The organism is Bradyrhizobium sp. CCBAU 11386 (genome assembly GCF_028128955.1).
Classification (GTDB): Bacteria; Pseudomonadota; Alphaproteobacteria; order Rhizobiales; family Xanthobacteraceae; genus Bradyrhizobium.
In genome coordinates, this window is record NZ_LBKA01000251.1 from 1 (window position 1) to 18,930 (window position 18,930).

Annotated in this window: 22 protein-coding genes; 14 read left to right on the plus strand and 8 right to left on the minus strand. The window is 64.5% G+C overall.

The window, feature by feature from the left end:
* Positions 1-237 precede the first annotated feature (237 nt).
* Both XI09_RS32990 and XI09_RS32995 read right to left on the minus strand, forming a co-directional pair.
* The gene (locus tag XI09_RS32990) at positions 238-795 is read right to left on the minus strand and encodes a PQQ-dependent catabolism-associated CXXCW motif protein (protein ID WP_271570585.1); all 558 of its coding nucleotides are present in this window, start codon (positions 793-795) and stop codon (positions 238-240) included.
* Positions 792-1,673 (minus strand): substrate-binding domain-containing protein, encoded by an 882-nt coding sequence (locus XI09_RS32995; protein WP_271570586.1) that lies wholly within the window; start codon positions 1,671-1,673, stop codon positions 792-794. The genes XI09_RS32990 and XI09_RS32995 overlap by 4 nt, the downstream gene beginning before the upstream one ends.
* Before the next feature lie 129 nt (positions 1,674-1,802).
* Between XI09_RS32995 and XI09_RS33000 the strand changes: the two genes are divergently transcribed.
* Both XI09_RS33000 and XI09_RS33005 read left to right on the plus strand, forming a co-directional pair.
* A complete protein-coding gene (locus tag XI09_RS33000; RefSeq protein WP_271570587.1) occupies positions 1,803-2,729 on the plus strand; it encodes a quinoprotein relay system zinc metallohydrolase 2 in 927 nt (308 codons plus the stop codon).
* 70 nt (positions 2,730-2,799) lie between these two features.
* Positions 2,800-3,618, plus strand: a complete 819-nt coding sequence (locus XI09_RS33005) for a quinoprotein dehydrogenase-associated SoxYZ-like carrier (protein ID WP_271570588.1) — start codon at positions 2,800-2,802, stop codon at positions 3,616-3,618.
* 120 nt (positions 3,619-3,738) lie between these two features.
* Here the strand turns inward: XI09_RS33005 and XI09_RS33010 are convergent, their stop codons facing one another.
* Positions 3,739-4,098: a hypothetical protein gene (locus XI09_RS33010; RefSeq protein ID WP_271570589.1), complete on the minus strand. Its 360-nt coding sequence runs from the start codon at positions 4,096-4,098 to the stop codon at positions 3,739-3,741.
* Between the two features lie 86 nt (positions 4,099-4,184).
* Between XI09_RS33010 and XI09_RS33015 the strand changes: the two genes are divergently transcribed.
* The 5 genes from XI09_RS33015 to XI09_RS33035 are packed head-to-tail and all read left to right on the plus strand — an operon-like array spanning position 4,185 to position 7,851.
* On the plus strand, positions 4,185-5,165 hold the full coding sequence (locus XI09_RS33015; RefSeq protein ID WP_442869633.1) for an ABC transporter substrate-binding protein: 981 nt from the start codon (positions 4,185-4,187) through the stop codon (positions 5,163-5,165).
* 1 nt (position 5,166) lies between these two features.
* Positions 5,167-5,904, plus strand: a complete 738-nt coding sequence (locus XI09_RS33020) for an ABC transporter permease (protein WP_271570591.1) — start codon at positions 5,167-5,169, stop codon at positions 5,902-5,904.
* Positions 5,894-6,634 (plus strand): ABC transporter ATP-binding protein, encoded by a 741-nt coding sequence (locus tag XI09_RS33025; protein WP_271570592.1) that lies wholly within the window; start codon positions 5,894-5,896, stop codon positions 6,632-6,634. Before XI09_RS33020 ends, XI09_RS33025 begins: the two co-directional genes overlap by 11 nt.
* Positions 6,635-6,682: 48 nt before the next feature.
* The gene (locus XI09_RS33030) at positions 6,683-7,477 is read left to right on the plus strand and encodes a pentapeptide repeat-containing protein (protein WP_271570593.1); all 795 of its coding nucleotides are present in this window, start codon (positions 6,683-6,685) and stop codon (positions 7,475-7,477) included.
* A gap of 26 nt (positions 7,478-7,503) precedes the next feature.
* The gene (locus tag XI09_RS33035) at positions 7,504-7,851 is read left to right on the plus strand and encodes a hypothetical protein (protein WP_271570594.1); all 348 of its coding nucleotides are present in this window, start codon (positions 7,504-7,506) and stop codon (positions 7,849-7,851) included.
* A gap of 10 nt (positions 7,852-7,861) precedes the next feature.
* Here XI09_RS33035 and XI09_RS33040 read toward each other — a convergent pair whose 3' ends face one another.
* The 4 genes from XI09_RS33040 to XI09_RS33055 form a co-directional block, all read right to left on the minus strand.
* A complete protein-coding gene (locus tag XI09_RS33040) occupies positions 7,862-8,071 on the minus strand; it encodes a hypothetical protein (protein ID WP_092188052.1) in 210 nt (69 codons plus the stop codon).
* 237 nt (positions 8,072-8,308) lie between these two features.
* Positions 8,309-9,214: a hypothetical protein gene (locus XI09_RS33045; protein ID WP_271570595.1), complete on the minus strand. Its 906-nt coding sequence runs from the start codon at positions 9,212-9,214 to the stop codon at positions 8,309-8,311.
* A 25-nt stretch (positions 9,215-9,239) separates the two neighbouring features.
* Entirely contained in the window at positions 9,240-9,320 is an 81-nt protein-coding gene (gene pqqA / locus XI09_RS33050) for a pyrroloquinoline quinone precursor peptide PqqA (protein WP_035663753.1), read from the minus strand.
* A 171-nt stretch (positions 9,321-9,491) separates the two neighbouring features.
* Positions 9,492-9,884 (minus strand): calcium-binding protein, encoded by a 393-nt coding sequence (locus XI09_RS33055; RefSeq protein ID WP_271570596.1) that lies wholly within the window; start codon positions 9,882-9,884, stop codon positions 9,492-9,494.
* Positions 9,885-10,207: 323 nt separating this feature from the next.
* On the opposite strand from XI09_RS33055, the gene XI09_RS33060 reads away from it, so the two are divergent.
* From XI09_RS33060 to XI09_RS33080, 5 genes are all read left to right on the plus strand, one after another.
* Entirely contained in the window at positions 10,208-11,872 is a 1,665-nt protein-coding gene (locus tag XI09_RS33060; protein ID WP_271570597.1) for a methanol/ethanol family PQQ-dependent dehydrogenase, read from the plus strand.
* A gap of 10 nt (positions 11,873-11,882) precedes the next feature.
* Complete coding sequence (locus XI09_RS33065; RefSeq protein ID WP_271570598.1) at positions 11,883-12,239, plus strand: c-type cytochrome; 357 nt, start codon at positions 11,883-11,885, stop codon at positions 12,237-12,239.
* A complete protein-coding gene (locus tag XI09_RS33070; RefSeq protein WP_271570599.1) occupies positions 12,236-13,159 on the plus strand; it encodes a substrate-binding periplasmic protein in 924 nt (307 codons plus the stop codon). Before XI09_RS33065 ends, XI09_RS33070 begins: the two co-directional genes overlap by 4 nt.
* 171 nt (positions 13,160-13,330) lie before the next feature.
* Complete coding sequence (locus XI09_RS33075; protein ID WP_271570600.1) at positions 13,331-14,356, plus strand: Bug family tripartite tricarboxylate transporter substrate binding protein; 1,026 nt, start codon at positions 13,331-13,333, stop codon at positions 14,354-14,356.
* Between the two features lie 151 nt (positions 14,357-14,507).
* Entirely contained in the window at positions 14,508-14,933 is a 426-nt protein-coding gene (locus XI09_RS33080; protein WP_271570601.1) for a hypothetical protein, read from the plus strand.
* A gap of 55 nt (positions 14,934-14,988) precedes the next feature.
* On the opposite strand, the gene XI09_RS33085 is transcribed toward XI09_RS33080, so the two are convergent.
* The gene (locus XI09_RS33085; protein ID WP_271570602.1) at positions 14,989-15,957 is read right to left on the minus strand and encodes a helix-turn-helix domain-containing protein; all 969 of its coding nucleotides are present in this window, start codon (positions 15,955-15,957) and stop codon (positions 14,989-14,991) included.
* 515 nt (positions 15,958-16,472) lie between these two features.
* Here XI09_RS33085 and xoxF5 point away from each other — a divergent pair.
* Together xoxF5 and XI09_RS33095 are read left to right on the plus strand one after the other, a co-directional pair.
* Entirely contained in the window at positions 16,473-18,281 is a 1,809-nt protein-coding gene (xoxF5, locus tag XI09_RS33090; RefSeq protein ID WP_271570603.1) for a lanthanide-dependent methanol dehydrogenase XoxF5, read from the plus strand.
* Between the two features lie 79 nt (positions 18,282-18,360).
* Positions 18,361-18,882 (plus strand): c-type cytochrome, methanol metabolism-related, encoded by a 522-nt coding sequence (locus tag XI09_RS33095; protein ID WP_442869634.1) that lies wholly within the window; start codon positions 18,361-18,363, stop codon positions 18,880-18,882.
* Positions 18,883-18,930: the final 48 nt, after the last annotated feature.

An 18,930-nucleotide genomic window follows, 5' to 3' on the forward strand; every position in this document is an offset into this window, starting at 1 on the left:
TCGAGGCCGTATACATGACCGCTCCCCGATCCATTCGTCGAAGCACCAAAAAGCCCTTGCCGAGAGGGGGCCGTCCATACATGCCGAGAGGGGGCCGTCCATACATGACGAGGAGGAGGCTCCGCGGCTCTACCTGACGCCGTCAACGCGGAAGCAGCCCCACCCCACCCTCTCCCCGTAAGAACGGGGCGAGGGAGCGCAGCTGCGTATGCCGACATGGCTCGGTCCAATTTTCGTCTATTGATCCGGCCGCGGCTCCGGCTGCGCCTCGTCGGTGGGAAGCTTGGCGCGCTCCCAGCCGTCGGTGCCATCAGGATACCAGGTGATGTTGGAATAGCCGTAAGCCAACGCACGCTTGGCGGCGTTCCAGGACATCCAGCAGTCGGCCAGGCAATAGATCACGAGCAGCGCGGCCTTGTCGCCGCGCGACGCTTGCGCGAGGCCGCGCTGCAAATAATCGTCCATGGCTGGCGGCAGATTCCCGTAGCCCGTATCCGGAAGCCACAGGCTGCCGGGAATGTTTCTGCGCGGCGCATCGCGCCAGACGGTGCCTTCGGGAAGATTCTTCGGCTTCGGCGCGCGCGGCATCACGTCGATGAACACGCCGCTCTTCGCGCGCCAGATCGCCTCGGCTTCGGCTGTGGTGAGCACGCGCGCGCCGGCGAGCGTCGCCGGCACCGGCGCGCGGTAATTGTCGGTGCGGTAGCCCTCGGGCTCGAACGGCTCCTGCTGCTGCGCCCATGCCGGCGCCGCCAGAACGGCGGCGACCAGCGCAGCGGCAACGCGCCGCCTCACTGCGCCTTCTTGGCCGTCTCCGCGCCGAGCGGCCGGTCGCTCTCGTCCAGCAAGGGAACGCCGAAGTCGAGCAGGATCTTGTTGATCTCGCCCTGGTTCTCCTGGATCAGCTTGTTGAGCTGCCGCTTCCAGTTCTGGTCGACGGGACGCACGCCCATGCCGATGCGATAGACCAGCTTCGGCCCGGTGGTTTCCTTCACCAGCGGCGTGACGTGGAGCGAGCCGGCCTTCTTGGCATAGAAGCCCGCCATCGGTCCCCACAGCACGCCGGCGTCGATCTTGCCGGCCGAGAGGTCATCGATCATCGCCTGCGCGGAATTGTCGAAGCGCGTGTCGATCATCAGCGGATAGGGTTTTGCGTCGCCCATCAGGCCGGCGATCGCCATATTGGTCGCCGGAGGCGTGCCGGCGACGATGCCGACATGCTTGCCCTTCAACTTCGCGTCCTCAAGCGTGTCGACGTCCTCGAGCCCGCTGCCGGCCTTTGCGACCAGCGCATAGGTCGTGCGGTAATAGGGATTGGTGCCCTGCACGAGGTCGTCGCCTTGCGGGAAACCCATGATGACGTCGCAGCGATGTGCGCCCAGCGTCATCCGCACGAAGCCTGTGGCCTGCGGGAAGAAGACGTAGTCGAGCTTCTTCCCGAGCTTGTCGGCGAACAGCTCGGCGAGCTTGTTCTCGAACCCCTCGCCCTTCTCGTTGGAGAACGGCAGATTGCGCGGATCGGCGCAGACCCGCAGCACCTTTGGGTCGACCAGCTCGAACGAGAGGTCTCCGGTCTCGCTGGTCTGCGCCATGGCGACGTCGCCCGGCGCACAGGACGCAACCAGCCCCCACAGCAAGACCAACCAGCGACGATGTCGTCCGGCCTCCGTCATCGCGCTTCCTCCTCGTTTTGTTTGAATGTTATCCATGCAACGCATGACGCGCCATGTTTTGCCAAACTTTGTGCTGGCCTCTCATTGTTGCAGTGCAATGCAGCAAACCCTTTGAACTGAGGCGGAAAAGTGTCTCACATCGCTTCAAGGATCGCCGCCCTGACCCTGCTCGGGATAGCGACGCTAGCACGCACGGAAGCAGCCGAATTGCCTGTAAGCGAAGTCGCGCCGGGAATCTTCGTACACGCTGGGACCATCGCCCTGATGACGCGCGAGAACGAGGGTGACATCGCCAATGTCGGCTTCATCGTGGGCGCGGATGCGGTCGCCGTGATCGACACCGGCGGCAGCCTCCGCGAAGGCGAGGCGCTGCTGGCGGCCGTGCGGGCCCGCACTGAGAAGCCGATCCGCTACGTCATCAACACCCACGGCCATCCCGACCATGTCTTCGGCAATGCGGCCTTCGTTGCGGAAGGAACCAGCTTCGTTGGCCACAGCAAGCTGCCGCAGGCCCTGGCAACGCGCGGGCCCTACTATCTCGACAATTTCAGACGCATCATGGGCGGCGAGCTGATCGATCCCGTGAAGATCGTACCGCCCACCCTGCTCGTTTCGGACACGATGACGCTCGACCTCGGATCGCGCCGCCTGACCTTGCGGGCCTGGCCGGCCGCGCACAGCGACAGCGATCTGACGGTGTTCGACGAGACGACCAAGACGCTGTTCACGGGCGACCTCGTCTTTCTCCGCCACATTCCGGTCATGGACGGCAGCATTCGCGGCTGGCTTGCCCTGCTCAAGGAGCTTGAAACGGTTCCGGCGGCTCGCGTCGTTCCCGGTCACGGCCCCGTGAGCGACTGGCCTGCGGCGCTAGCCGATGAACGACGCTATCTCACGACGGTGCTGTCCGACGTCCGCACACTCAACAAGAAGGGCGCGCCGATCCGAACCGCCGCGGACAAGGCAGCTGAATCGGAACGGACGCACTGGCAGCTGTTCGACGACTACAATGCCCGTAACGCTACCGCAGCATTTTCAGAAATTGAATGGGAGTAGCGGGCGCGCTACGCTGTACCAGGATCAGCTTCGCGGACCCTGACTGCTTTGTCCGCACGGGACCATGACCATGACGGGATGCATACGCCGCTTGCCCCTGATCGCCCTCCTCCTCGGCGTCGCCTTCGCCGCGCCGGCGCAGGCCGAAGAGGCCTACGATCCCTGGCCGGGCCTGGTGCAGGACATCTTCAGCAACCGTCCGATGAACGACGGCGCCGACGTGATCGGCATCGAGATGCCGTATCGCGCCGAGGACGCGGCCATCGTGCCGGTGACCCTGCGCAGCAAGCTCTCGCCGGGCGATGCCCGCCGCATCCGCTCGATCACGCTGGTCATCGACCACAATCCGGCGCCGATGGCGGCGAAGTTCGAGCTCGGGCCGGATGCCAATGTCAGCGAGATCTCCACGCGCGTGCGCGTCAACAACTACACCGATGTCCACGCGGTGGCCGAGCTCAGCGACGGCCAGCTCTACGTGTCGAAGACGTATGTGAAAGCCTCCGGCGGCTGCTCCGCGCCGGCGGGAAAGAATGTCGAGGAAGCGAGGAACCGGCTTGGGCAGATGCGCTACCGGCAATTCGCGCGCGAGGACGCGCCGGCGAGCCGTGTCCGCGAGGCGCAGATCATGATCGGCCATCCCAACAATTCCGGCCTGCAAATGGACCAGGTCACGCAGCTCTATATTCCCGCCTTCTTCGTCAACCAGTTGAAGCTGACGCAGGACGACAGTCCCGTTCTGTCGATGGAAGGCGGCATCTCGATCTCCGAAGATCCCAATCTGCGCTTCACCTACGTGTCGAACGGCGCGAAGCGCTTCCGCGCGGAAGCCAAGGACACGGATGGGCACGTGTTCCGCAACGAGTGGGATGTGGAGAAGCCGGGGACGTAATAGTCACGCCGTCATTCCGGGGCGGTCCGCAGGACCGAACTATGGTGCGCGATTGCGCACCTGAGAATCTCGAGATTCCGGGTTCGATGCTTCGCATCGCCCCGGAATGACGGTGTTAGATCAGAAGCACCTCACCTCGGCTTCCGCCTGCGCCCGCCTCAGATCATTCACCGCCGAATTCGCCTGCTCCGAGGTGCGAAACTGGACGCCGAGATTGCCGCGGACCTGGGACATGCTGAGCGCGGTCTCGGCGGTGACATAGCGCTCATAGGTGACGATCGAGGCGACCACGTCGATCGAGCAGGAACATTGCTCGATCGCGGCCCGCGTCTCGCCATTGGCCTTCATGCAGCCGTAGACGTACTCCGCGCGCGCCGACGTCGGATAGTCGTTGGCCTCCTCGGCGCGCGCCGCGGACACGGCCGCCGCCAGCACCGCCAATGCGGCGACAATCGGTCGTAGCTGTCCCGCCAGATTCATGAGCGTCCTCCCGCTGGTTGCGACGAAAGCTATGCTATGCGTATTGTCCTGAAAAGCACTCCTTCGAGGAAACGGCTCACAAGGTGATGAGAGCACTTGGTCGAACATTGGCGCTCGCGGCGACGCTGGCACTGGCACAGGTCGCAAGCGTCCGCGCCGCGGATACCATCCGCCTTGCGGTGCAGAAGACCGGAACATTCTCCTGGGAACTGGCCGCGATCCGGGCCGGTGGCCTCGACAAGGACGCCGACCTGTCGCTGGAGGTCAGCGAGCTTGCGAGCCCCGAAGCCGGCAAGATCGCGCTCCGCGCTGGCAGCGCCGACATCATCCTGTCGGACTGGCTGTGGGTGTCGCGCGAGCGCGCCCTCGGCGCCAAGCTCACCTTCTACCCCTATTCCAGCGCACTCGGCGCGGTGATGGTGCCCGCGGCCTCGCCGATCAAGACGCTCGCCGACCTCAAGGGCCGCAAGCTCGCCGTCGGTGGCGGCGCGATCGACAAGAGCTGGCTGCTGCTGCAGGCGCGGATGAAGCAGGACGGCATCGACCTGAAATCGGAAGCGACCATCGTCTATGGCGCGCCGCCCTTGATCGCCGCCAAGGCGCTCGACGGCGAGATGGATGCCAGCCTCAATTTCTGGAATTTCTGCGCCCAGCTCGAGGCCAAGGGCTTTCGCCGCCTCGCCGGCATCGAGGACATCCTGCCGAAGCTGGGCGCCAAGGGAGCGGTCTCCGCGGTCGGCTATGTCTTCGACGAAGGCTGGGCGGCAAGCCATCGTGCGGCGGTGGCGCGCTTCATCGCGATGACCCGCAAGGCCAAGCAATTGCTGGTCACCTCCGATGCGGCCTGGGAGAAGATCGCGCCGCTCACCGGCACGAGCGATGCCGTCATGCTCAAGACCTATCGTGACCGTTATCGCGACGGCATTCCGCGCCGGAGCATCGCCGACGAGGAGACGGATGCGCGCGTGCTCTATCGCGTGCTGGCCGAGACCGGCGGCCGCGACCTGGTCGGGCCGGCGGCCGAGCTCGATCCCGGCACTTTCTATCACGCAGTCCCCGGAGACTGAGGTGCTGCGTCTGCTCTCGTTTTCCCTGTTCCTCGCGACCTGGTGGCTTGCGGCGCTGTTCGTCGGCGGCGCAAAGCTGCCCTCCCCGCCTGCCGTGCTCAACGTCATCATCGAGGAAGCCTCGAACGGCGGGCTGTTCCTGCATCTCGGCGCCACGCTGGCCCGCGTCGCACTCGCCTTCGTGCTGGCGATGTCGCTCGGCAGCGCCATCGGTTACCTGATGGGGCGGGTGAAGCTCGCCGACCGGCTCGGCGATCCCTGGCTGATCCTGCTGCTCAACCTGCCGGCGCTGGTCGTGATCGTGCTGGCCTATATCTGGGCCGGCCTGACCGAGGCGGCCGCGATCGCCGCAATCGCCATCAACAAGCTGCCGACCGCCATCGTCACCTTGCGCGAGGGCACGCGCGCGCTCGACCGCTCGCTGGACGAGATGGCGAGCGTGTTCGCGATGCCGCGCTGGCGCGCCTTCCGCCATGTCGTGCTGCCGCAGCTTGCGCCCTATATCGCAGCCTCGGCCCGCTCCGGGTTGTCGCTGGTGTGGAAGATCGTGCTGGTCGCCGAGCTCTTGGGACGGCCGAACGGCGTCGGCTTCGAGATCGGGGTCGCGTTCCAGCTGTTCGACACGCCGCGGCTGCTCGCCTATTCCCTGACGTTCGCCGCCGTCGTGCTCGTGATCGAGACGGTGCTGGTGCAGCCGTTCGAGGCCCGTGCAACAAGGTGGCGGCCCCGTGCGGCTTGAGGTCGATATCACAGGCAAAGCGTTCAGGAACGCGGCGGGCGGGACGCAGGACGTGCTGGCGCCGATCAAGTTCGCGCTTCAATCCGGCGAGGTCGGCGTGCTGATCGGCCCGTCCGGCTGCGGCAAGAGCACGATGCTGCGCATCCTCCTCGGCCTCGACCGCGACTTTCACGGGACCATCGCGCGGCCACCGGAGGCACGGATCGGCATGGTGTTCCAGGAGCCGCGGCTGCTGCCGTGGCGCTCGGTCGAGCAGAATGTGCGGTTGGCTGCGCCCGGCATCTCCGATGCGCAGCTGTCGGAGCTGTTCAGGATCCTCGAGCTGGAGCAGCATCGCAACCACTTCCCGGGCGAATTGTCACTGGGGCTGGCTCGCCGCGTCGCACTCGCCCGCGCCTTTGCGGTCGAGCCGGACATTCTGGTGCTCGACGAGCCCCTCGCCTCGCTCGACGACGCGCTGGCCGGCCGCCTGCGCGACGAGATCGCGACGCTGGTGGCAAGCCGCCCCGTGATGACACTGCTCGTGACCCACAGTATCGACGACGCGGTGCGCCTCGGCGACCGCCTGTTCTTCCTGTCGCCGCGCCCGGCGCGCATTCTGGCCGAGGTGCCCATCGGCATCCCGCGCGAGGCGCGCGGCGACGCCGCGATTGCCGCGATCAAGGCCGGGCTTGCGCGGCGAGCCCAGGATGAGCAGGGCGGCGAACGCACCGGGCGCGATGTCTCATAGGCAGCCGCGCCGCGCGTGTGCTAAACAGGCCGCCAGCGGAGCCTAACGATGAGACGAGCGGTTGCTCTGACGACGCTTGGCCTCGCACTCGTCGCGATGACGGCGAGCGCGCAGGACATGATGCGTGACGTCGACCTCACCTCGCCCGCCATGGTCTCCGCTGAAATGAGCCGACAGGAGGTCGAGGCCGTGCTGGCCAAAGCGAGCGCCGGCACGCCCGCCAACTTCACCGGCACGCGCCTGTCGGGGCTCGATCTCTCCGGGCTCGACCTTTCCAGGGCAGTGCTTCGCGCGGCACGGCTCAACAGGACAAAACTCGGCGGCGCCCGTCTTGATCGAGCAATCCTCGATCAGGCGTGGCTTCTCGACGCGGATCTCACGGGCGCGAGCCTGAGGGGCGCCAACCTGTTCGCCGCGCAGATGGCACGCGCTCACCTGGACGGCGCTGATCTGACCGGCGCGCGCATCGCAGCCGATCTCAGCGGCGCGAGCCTGGTCGGGGCCACGATCGCCGACGCGAATCTCAGCGCCGACATGCGCAACCAGTCGATGGGGTTGATGCGCGCCGTGCTGAGATCGGCCAATCTGGAACGGTTGAATGCGCGCAACGCCGACTTGTCGCGCGTCGATCTCGAGTTTGCCTCTCTCAGGGGAGCCGACCTGAGCGGTGCGTCGCTCCGGCACGCCCAGCTCGGCGGCGCCGACCTGACCGGGGCGACCCTCATCGACACCGATTTCGAGGGCGCCGATCTCACCTCCGCCAAGCTGATCGCACCGATCGGCCTTGACCGCGCCAAAAATTTCGACAAGGCAAAGAACCGCGAGCGCCTGATCAGGCAATAACGGCGTCGACTGGGGAGGATGATTTGATGCGTTGGAGTCTGGTGTTGATCGCGTTGCTGGCATTTGCCGGCCAGGCCGCCGCGCAGAGCAAGGGCAAGGGCATCCGGCTCTGGAATCTGACGACGGAGACGATCTCCGGTTTTCAGCTCTCGCCCGCCGGCAAGACCGACTGGGGCCCAAACCAGTGCCTGAACGACAAGGACAAGGAGGTCGACCACGACGAGCGTTTGCGCATTACCGGCGTCGAGCCCGGCCGCTACGACGCCAAGGTCAGCTATTCCAATGCGCGGCAGTGCATCGTTCGCGACATCGAGATCAGGCCGGACGCGGTGTTCTCGATCGCCGACAAGGATCTGAAGGACTGCACCAAGTAACGCGCGCGGCTTACGCCTTGTCGTTCGGGTGCGGATATTCGCAGCGCCACCGCACCGCATGCCACTTCGGATGCTCGCCGACCCATTGCGCGATGTAGGGCGGTGCGGCCATCGCGCATTGCCGCGGCGACCCCGCATAGTTGAACACCAGATGCTGTTCCTCGCAGGTCGCAGGCGAGAGCACCGCACACACAGTCACCACCAGGTCGATCGGGTTCATGCCGGAATCCTCTCGCGGGACGATGGAATTAGCACGAAAGGTTACGTTTCAAGGAGAGGGAAGTTTCAATCCGGCGTGAGGGATCGGGAGCCGGGAACCGTCTCCGTCATGCCCGGGCTTGTCCCGGGCGTCCACGTACTTCGTGCTGCGTAGCCAAGCGTGGATGGCCGGGACAAGCCCGGCCATGACGATGCCGATGCTTTAATACCCTAAGAATTTGCATCATGCGCAAGAGCGCTAGAAATTCACCCCGAACACCAGCCGCGCCTGATGGCGCTCGAAATTGACGAGATCGAGATTGGCGCCCGATCCGGCCGGACGGCCCCAGGCCTGCATGCTCCAGCTCACGGTGAGGCGCGAGCGCTCGGAGAGCTGGAAATAGGCGGTCGGGCCGACGAACAGGGCCTGGCCCGAAAACTCGCCGAGGCCGATGCCCTCGTATTGCCGGAAGTAGCGCAGCTCGCCGCCGAGCAGCATGTTGGGCCGCACCCGCACGAGGCCGGCGAAGGCCGCGCCGATCGTGGAGTTTTTCTCGGACAATCCCCCCACTTCGAAGCGCGCCCATTCCGGCTGATAGATCAGGTTGAGCGCGCCGATGGCGAAGTTCGGGATCAGTTCGCGATCGAAGGCGAGCGTGAAGTCGGTGCCGTACATCCGCCCCTTGGCGCCGCTGGTCTCGTCGATGCGGTCGCCGTGGAGCTCGGCGGCGACGGTCAGGCCAAACGGCGCGCGCTCGCGGTCGAGCAGGCGATAGCGCAGGTCGAGCGAGGCGCCCTGGAAATTGAATTGACGGCGATCGTCGATATCGGGGACGCCGGTGATGTCGTGCAAGCTTGCGGTGGCGCCGACCTCGATGCGGAAGTTCGGCAACGGCACCACCTCGATCTCGACCTCCTGCGCGAGGGCGCGATAGGTGCCGCCGCCCTTGCCGAACCGCCCCGTGGTCTCGCTCTGGAATTCGCGCTCGCCGGGATTGCCGACATCGGTGCCGATCATGAAGCCGAAGATGTGCTCGGTATCGAAGCCCTCTTCGGCGCTGACATATGCCGGTGCAAGCGCGATCGTGCAGGCAGCCATGATCCAGAAGGTTTGAGCTCTCGCGCGCATCCCGAACACTACCACGGCTTCGATGGCATTCGCCACCGAAGCCGTGGCAGGTTCGTCAGTCTTACTTGCGCGAAGCGCAGGCGTACATGTTGATTTCCATGCCGACCGACACTTCCACGATCTTCGGAGCTTTCCAAGCCATCCGGGATCTCCCAAGGTATAGAGCGCGACATCGCGCGGGGCAAAACCTAGGGCTGCGTCAGGCACAGCGCAAGCCTGGAATCGCAGAGCGAACACAGCGAACTGTCGCATATCGCTCGCGAATTTCCCTCTCGGGCAAACTGTCTTCGCTCCCAGTCAAGCGCCGCTGCTTTCACCGCAACAGGCGCAGCAGTGCGCGGCCGGCGCGCGAGTTCAGCTCCTTCGCATCCAGCGTTCCGTCCTTGTCCGGATTCGCCGCGTTGAAGCGCTGCTCCACCACGGACAGATATTCGTCGAGCGTGAGAGTCCCGTCGCGGTCGGGATCGGCAGCGGCGAGTTCTTTCGCCGTCAGCCGTCCGTGCAATTCGCGCGCATCCAGCGTGCCGTCGTGATCGGGATCGAGCTTGGCGAACAATGCAGCGGCCGCCTTCTTCACCTCGGCAAGGTCGAGCGTGCCGTCATTGTCGGTATCGAACATCTTGACGGCATTGCCGGAGGCCGACCAGGCCGGAGCGGACAGCATCGCAATCGCGAGCGCAAGCGCAACAGAGCGGCGTGACATCATCGAAACCTCCCCTGATAGAGCACCCCGATTCGAACGGGATCGAGACGACATAAATCCGCAAGCGCGCCGCCGGTTCAAGCCTGCAATTGCACCCTGCCCCGCCTGCAACCGACGGGACCCGCCCCTGCACGCCACTTCGCGTCGCGGAATTTCAGCAGCGTCTGTACGCAACTCGCGACATTGCCGAAAGGTTTACCCGAAGTAACCGGCCGCCGGGTCCAACATATCGGCAGCGGGCATTCGACTTTCGTATTGACGCGTTTTGCATTCAGGCGGAGTGTTGCTGTCGCAGCGTCAAAAGGCGCGCATATTGGGAGGAACGGATGAAACGCTTTGCGATGGCCGCGAGCCTCGTCATGCTTGCATCAACGTATGCAAACGCCCAGACCGCCGAACAGCTGGTCAAGGGTGCGACCGACACGTCGAACGTTCTCAACTACGGGATGGGCTACAATCTCCAGCGCTTCTCGACCCTGAACCAGATCAACAAGGACACCGTCAAGAACCTCGTCCCGGTCTGGAACTACTCCTTCAACGACGATCGCAGCGAGGAATCGCAGCCCCTGGTGTACCAGGGCGTGATCTACGTGACCTCGCACAACGCGACCATGGCGGTCGACGCCAAGACCGGCAAGCAGATCTGGAAGAGCAAGATCGAGTATCCCGCCGAGACGCCGCGCATCGTCTGCTGCGGCATCATCAACCGCGGCGCCGCGCTCTACGACGGCAAGGTGTTCCGCACCACCCTCGACGCCAACGTGATCGCGCTCGACGCCAAGGACGGCAAGGAGCTGTGGCGGCAGAAGGCGGCCGACATCAAGGAAGGCTATTCGATGACGGTGGCCCCGCTGGTCGCCGACGGCGTCGTCATCACCGGCATCTCCGGCGCCGAGTTCGGCACCCGCGGCTTCATCGACGGCTGGGATCCGGCGACGGGCAAGCATCTCTGGCGCACCCATTCGATCCCCTCGCCCGACGAGCCGGGTGGCGACACCTGGAAGGGCGACACCTGGAAGCTCGGCGGCGGCTCGACCTGGATCACCGGCTCCTACGATCCCGAGCTGAATACGGTCTATTGGGGCATCGGCAATCCCGGCCCGTTCAACTCGGCGGTGCGCCCCGGCGACAACCTCTACACCTGCTCCGTGCTGGCGATGGATCCCAAGACCGGCAAGATCAAGTGGCACTACCAGTTCTCGCCGAACAATCCGTTCGACTATGACAGCGTGGCCGAGATGGTCCTCGCCGACATGAATGTCGAGGGCAAGCCGACCAAGGTGCTGATGGATGCCAACCGCAACGGCTTCTTCTACGTGCTCGACCGCACCAACGGAAAGCTGCTCGCGGCCAATCCTTACGTGAAGGTGAATTGGGCAACCGGCATCGACATGAAGACGGGCCGCCCCATCGAGACCGACGTTTCGAAGGACGCGCGCGAGGGCAAGAAGGTCACGGTCTATCCGTCGATCCTCGGCGGCAAGAACTGGGAGCCGATGTCGTTCAATCCGCAGACCGGCCTTGCCTACGCCAACACGCTCGCCTTCGGCGGCAGGTACAAGACCGAGCCCGTCACCTTCAAGCAGGGCGAATGGTATCTCGGCATGGACCTCACCGATCTCTGGGAATGGGGTGACGGCCCGCGCGGCCATCTGAAGGCGATCGATCCCATGACCGGCAAGGCCAAGTGGGAAGCGCCAAGCGACATCCCGCGCTTCTCGGGCGTGCTGTCGACCGCGGGCGGCGTCGTGTTCTCGGGCGCGCTGACCGGCGAGTTCGAGGCTTTCGACGCCGACACCGGCAAGAAGCTCTGGCAGTTCCAGACCGGCTCCGGCATCGAGGGGCAGCCGGTGACGTGGCAGCAGGACGGCGTGCAGTACGTTGCCGTCACCAGCGGCTATGGCGGCGTCTACTCGCTGTTCTCCGGCGACGAGCGGCTTGCCAAGGTGCCGCCCGGCGGCTCGCTGTGGGTCTTTGCAGTCAAGCAGTAACCACGGCACGATGCTGAAGGACGTAGCTCACAAGACGGTGGCGACAATCGCCACCGTCGCGGCGCTGACGGTCGCGCTTGCCGCGACCGTTCGTGCCGCGGACGATGCAACCGGCAATCCCGTGCAGGCACAGATCGACCATGGCAAGTCGACCTATGCTTCAAAGTGCTCGCACTGCCACGGTCCCAACATGATGAACTCCGGCACCATCACACCGGACCTGCGCGCCTTTCCCGACGACAAGACGCGCTTCATCACCACCGTGAAGAACGGCAAGAACAACAAGATGCCGCCCTGGGGCGATATCCTCAGCGACGACGAGATCGGTGATCTCTGGGCCTTCATCTCGAGCCGGAGGAAGCCATGAGGCGCTGGCCAGCCGCCTGGAGCCTCGCCGCGATCCTCGCGGCCACGGGCGCGCACGCGGCCGATGATCCCTTGAATGTCTGTCTCGACGAGGACCGGCCGCCGCTCTCGGTGCATCACAAGGGCAAGGCGGATTCCGGCTTCGACGTGCTGCTGGCGCAGGCGATCGCGGAGCGGATGGGGCGACCGCTGAAGATCCAGTGGTTCGAGAGCAAGCTGGATGAGGATTCCAGCCCGCAGCTCGAGGCCAATGCGCTGCTCTCCGACGGGCGCTGCTCGCTGGTCGGCGGCTATGCGCTGACGACGGATTCCCTCGTCAAGCCCGGCATGAAGACGGCGCGCCTGCCGGATTTCGCTGGCGCCACGCGCGAGGACCGGCGGCGCCGCGTCGCGCTCGGCGTGCTCACGCCGAGCCAGCCTTATGTCTATTCGCCGATGACGGTGGTGCTCGGGCCGAAGGCGGAGGGGCGCAAGATCGCGGACATCGGCGATCTCGCCGGACTCCGCCTCGCCATCGAGAGCGGATCGCTGGGCGATGCGATCCTGATGACCTTCGACAAGGGGCGCCTGATCGACAACATCACGCATCTCGTCCCCGGCCGCGACGATCTCCTCGGCGCGCTGGCACGTGGCGACTACGACGCGACACTGATCGACCTCGGCCGCTTCGATGCCCATCGCGCCGCGCATCCGGATGCGCCGATCACCGCGTCCGGCTACTATTATCCGATCGGCGCCAATCGCGGCTATGTCGGGCTCGCCGGCGATCCCGCGCTGATCGACGCCGTCAACAAGGCGCTGACCGAGCTCGCCGCTGAAGGCAAGATCGCCGAATTCGGCAAGCAGGCCGGCCTCACCTATTTGCCGCCGCGCGAGCCCGCGATCCTCGGCGATGTCTGGATGAAGATCATTCAGCGGTGAGGTCGCCTCTGACCGAGATCATCTGGCAACGGGTGATGCGAAAGGCCTGATTGCCCGGATGGCGCGCGGATAGGCAGCGCCATACCTTCCAATGCGCCAATCTGTCTCGCCTGCCGCCCATGGCAGACACGGTGTGATGCAGTAGGTTCGGCAAAAATCCGGGAGAGAATCATGTCCGCAAAACTCGATCGCCGCCACTTCGTCGCCGCCGGCGCCACTGCACTCGCGATGCCTTTCGTCGCGCGCAGCGCCTCGGCCCAGGGCACATCCCAAGGCGCATCCCAAGGCACATCCCAAGGCATCTGGCCGTCGCGGCAGATTCGCATGATCTGCAGCTACCCGGCCGGCGGACAGACCGACCTGCTCGCGCGCGCCTATGGCGAATTCATCTCCAAGCAGGTCGGCAAGACCGTCGTGATCGAGAACAAGCCCGGCGCCTCCGGCGCGATCGGCACGGCGGACGTTGCCCGCGCGGAGCCCGACGGCCACACCATCCTGTGCTCGATCTCGACCACCTACATCATGAACCGGGTGGTGATGAAGAATCCCGGCTACGACATGGACAAGGACGTGACGCTCGTCAGCGTCATTCCGGGCGCCGGCCTCTTGCTGGTGGCGAACCCGAAGACCGGCGTCAAGACGCTGGAGGATTTCGTCGCGTTCGCGCGCAAGAGCGGCAAGGTGAACTTCGGCACCTACAGCGCGGGCTCGGCCCCGCACATGACGATCAACGAGCTCAACAAGCAGTATGGCCTCAACATCGAGCCGGTCCATTACCGCGGCGAAGCGCCGATGTGGACGGGCATGCTGGAAGGCACGCTCGATGCCGCGATGGGCAGTTACACGGCCGCGCAATCCGTCCTGCAAAGCGACCGTGGCACCGTGTTCGCGGTGCACTCGAAGAAGGTCGACGCGATTCCCACCATCAAGACGCTTCCCGAGCAGGGCGCGACGTCGAAATTCTTCACCGTCAGCGGCTTCACCGGCTGGGCGGTGCCGAAGGCAACGCCGCAGCCGGTGGTCGACCGCCTGGCCGGGCTCTGCGTCGCCGCCAACAACGATCCGAAAGTGAAGGAGGTGCTCACGACCTTCGTGCTCGAACCCGCGATCGGCTTCAAGGAGACCAATGCCCTGTATCAGCGCGAGCTGCCGATCTGGATCGAGAGCGCGCAGTCGCTTAGCCTCGAACCGGCCTGAGTCTTCGGGCATGGCGCAGCGGGCGAGCTTCCACTGCGTGGCCCGGCATCCGACCAAAGCCTAAGTCGAAGTCGGCGACGGCATCCATTATCATCCATTATCATGGGTGCAGCCGGAGACCCCCGGGGTCCGGACGAGAAAGGCCGATCGCATGACACCGGATGCCATCGCCATAGCCGCCATGATCATCCTGCTCTTTCCGATGGGCTATTTCACGCTGGCTTCGCCCGCTTTCCTGCTGGTGAAGCTCGACATCCGGCCCGTCGCCCTGCTGCTGCGCGGAATGTTCAATGTCCATTTCCTGGTCATGGGCGTTGCCGGAATCATCGGGACTGCGGCCTTCCTCCTCGCCGGACGTCTGCTCTTCGCCGCGGTCGTCGGCCTGCTTGCAGCTGTGGCGATCGGCGGGCGCCGCAGGTTCATGCAGCGGATGGATGACCAGCTCAGCGCGAGTGACGCGGGCGATACCGAGGCTCCGCGTCGGCTGCGCCGGCTGCACTGGAGCGGGATGCTGTGCAACGCGGTCCTGCTCGCCGCTCTGCTGGCCAGCATTCCCTACATTGCCACGTCGGCGTAAAGCACATTGGGCGTAAAGCACATTGGCGACCCGCCGGGAGCTCCCCGGCGTGCGCTCAATGCTCGTTCGCGGCCGCGGCGCTCTGCTGCCCCTTGTGGATCGAGGACGGCACCACGCCGAAATACTTCCGGAACACGCGGCTGAAATGCGACGAGCTGGAGAAGCCCCAGGAGAACGCGACGTCGGTGATGGTCTTGCCGGCGTGGGCCTCGAGCTCCTGGCGGCAGTTCTGCAAGCGCGCCTGCCAGATGTAATCGCTCACCGTGGTGCCGCGCTCGGAGAACAGCATGTGCAGATAGCGCTTGGAGCAGCCGAGCTCGGCGGAGATCTGGTCGATGCACAGATCCGGATCGCGCAGATGCTCGCGGATGAAGAACTGCGCACGCACATACATCGCCTCGGGCCCGACCCGATCGAACATCGTGTCGGCTTCGCGCAGCGGCAGCAGCAAGAGGTCGATCAGCGAATCGGCGACGCCGACCGCGCTGTTCGCCGACAGCTTGGCCGCCTCGTCGAAGGTCGCGTGGACGAAATCGTGGGCGATCCGCCCCGTACCCGTCTTCGCCGACAATTTGCAGGCCGGCATCCGCTGCGACGGGAAGCCGCGGTCGCGCAGCAGCGCCTTCGGCACGATCACCACGTCGTGACGCGTGAAGGCGGGGCTGATGATCGAATGCGGGCAGGAGACGTCATAGGCGATGATGTCGCCCGGATTCAATTCGATGTGGCGACCTTCCTGTTCGAAATAGGACACGCCGTAGGTCTGGAAGTGGATCTTGATGTACGGGTGCTGGTTGGCCTTGGCGCGCGCGAGCGTGTGCGCGATGCGATGCTGGCTGACCTCGATCTGGCACAGCTTCAGGCGCGAGACCGAGGTGTAGTCGATGCGGCCTTCGAGCGAGGAGGCCTCCAGCGGATCGACGTCGAAATACCCACACAGGCTGGTCAGCCCGTCGATCCAGCTCTGGATCTGCCGCTTCGGCGTCATTCCAGTCGTCGAGAGCGTATGAATTGTGTCGGACATTAATCCAGCCACTGGTTTGATTCGGAAATTCGACGCGAATCACGACCAGCGCTGCTGGAGCCCTCAGCCGAGATTGCGTGACGTTTGCCTCGAATTTGAGTGGTCTGTTGCAACGAGCGCCATCGTTTCATTGCCACCCTCGAAGATTAATCCTCCGCCTTAGTTGCAGCGCCGTCAAGGGGAACCTGAGCGCTGAACGTGGTCCCGACGCGGTGCAGAAGCCGCTGAATTCGCTACTGCAAAATCAAAATCTTCGCGTCCGTGCGCTGTCAAGCAAACCGGCTTCTCTCTTGGGCAAGTTTCCCGTTGACGAAGGCGTTAGGGATTGCGGCAGGAACAACAAGAACGGGCCGCTCCTGCACGTGGACCCGTGGCTCTCATCAGGAGGAGGAAACACCGCACCATCGTTTCTGGTCCCAATCGTGACCGCCCTGCACGAGCAGACGCCGGACGAGAAGCCCGGTGATTGAGCAACGCTTCGGAAACAATAAACGATACCAACGGAGGAAATGACAATGCGCAAGGTGCTACTGGCGACCTATCTTGGCTCCGCGGCGGCTCTCGCCGTCGGCAGCGCTTCAGCCAATGACGAGCTGATCAAGATGTCGCAGAATCCGAAAGACTGGGTGATGCCGGCGGGCGACTACGCCAATACCCGGTATTCCAAGCTGAACCAGATCAACGCACAAAACGTGGGCAAGCTCCAGGTCGCCTGGACCTTCTCGACCGGCGTGCTGCGCGGCCACGAAGGCGGCCCGCTGATCATCGGCAACACGATGTACGTCCATACACCGTTCCCGAATAAGGTCTACGCTATTGACCTTTCCAACGAGAACAAGATCGTGTGGAAGTACGAGCCGAAGCAGGATCCGAACGTCATCCCGGTGATGTGCTGCGACACGGTCAACCGCGGCCTGTCCTATGGCGACGGCAAGATCATCCTGCATCAGGCCGACACCAACCTCGTCGCGCTCGACGCCAAGACCGGCCAGGTGGCGTGGTCGGCGACGAACGGCGATCCGAGCAAGGGCCAGACCGGCACCTCGGCGGCACTGGTCGTCAAGGACAAGGTGCTGGTCGGCATCTCCGGCGGCGAATTCGGCGTGCAGTGCCACGTCACCGCTTACGATCTCAAGAGCGGCAAGCAGGTCTGGCGCGCCTTCTCCGAAGGTCCGGACGACCAGATCAAGGTCGATCCGGCCAAGACGACGTCGCTCGGCAAGCCGGTTGGAGCCGACTCCTCGCTGAAGACCTGGCAAGGCGATCAGTGGAAGATCGGCGGCGGCTGCACCTGGGGCTGGATGTCCTACGATCCGGCTCTGAACCTCGTCTATTACGGGTCGGGCAATCCCTCGACCTGGAATCCGAAGCAGCGTCCGGGCGACAACAAATGGTCGATGACCATCTTCGCGCGCGACGCGGATTCCGGCATGGCCAAGTGGGTCTATCAGATGACGCCCCATGACGAGTGGGACTATGACGGCGTCAACGAGATGATCCTCTCGGATCAGCAGATCAACGGCCAGCCGCGCAAGCTGCTGACGCATTTCGACCGCAACGGCCTCGGCTACACCATGGACCGTGAGAGCGGCGAACTGCTGGTTGCCGAAAAGTACGACCCGAAGGTGAACTGGACCTCCGGCGTCGACATGGACAAGAACTCGCCGACCTATGGCCGTCCGAAGGTGCTCGACGCAGCTTCGACCGACAAGGCCGGCGAAGACCACAACGTGAAGGGCATCTGCCCGGCCGCGCTCGGCACCAAGGACGAGCAGCCGGCAGCCTACTCGCCGGACACGCAGCTGTTCTACGTTCCGACCAACCACGTCTGCATGGACTACGAGCCGTTCAAGGTGAGCTACACCGCGGGCCAGCCCTATGTGGGTGCGACGCTCTCGATGTATCCGCCGCAGGGTGAAAGCCACATGGGCAACTTCATCGCCTGGGACGGCAAGACCGGCAAGATCGTCTGGTCGAACAAGGAGCAGTTCTCGGTCTGGTCGGGTGCGCTCGCAACCGCCGGCGGCGTGGTGTTCTACGGCACGCTCGAAGGCTACCTGAAGGCGGTCGACGCCAAGTCCGGCAAGGAGCTCTACAAGTTCAAGACTCCCTCCGGCATCATCGGCAACGTCACGACCTATGAGAACGGCGGCAAGCAGTACGTCGCAGTGCTCTCGGGCGTTGGCGGATGGGCCGGCATCGGTCTCGCCGCAGGCCTGACCGATCCGACCGCCGGTCTCGGCGCGGTCGGTGGCTACGCAGCCCTCAGCAACTACACGGCACTCGGCGGTACGCTGACCGTGTTCTCGCTGCCGACGAACTAGCCTCAACTCCGTATCGCTCCGGCGCGTGGATCAACTCCACGCGCCGGCTCGTCCCCCGGCTCCTTCGAGGAACAATCTCTTGCGTAAAATCTGCTCTGTCATTGCTGCGGTAATCTTCGTTGCGTCCGGAGGAATTGCGGTCGCGGACGGTCCGGGCGACCCGACCTCCGTGAAGAAGGAAGACGACGGAAAGTGGCTCGATAAGGAAGGAAATCCGACCTACAAGATTTCGGCCGACGGCACCGTGGACTGGTTCACCTACTCTGGATACCGCCGCTATCACTCCGACTGCCACGTCTGCCACGGCCCCGACGGCATGGGCTCCACCTACGCACCGGCGCTCAAGGATTCCGTCAAGAGCATGAGCTATGGCGACTTCCTCGGCGTGATCGCCTCCGGTCGCAAGAACATCTCGACCGCGCAGGAGAACGTCATGCCGGCCTTCGGCGACAACCCGAACGTCGCCTGCTACATGGACGATCTGTACGTCTATCTGCGCGCGCGCTCGACCGAAGCGTGGGGCCGGCAGCGTCCCTCCAAGAAGGAGGAGAAAACAGAGGCCTACACCAAGGCGGAAGACGCCTGCATGGGCAAGAAATAAACGCTACGAGGACTGCCGAGACTACTTCTTGGCGCCCCGTGAGAATCT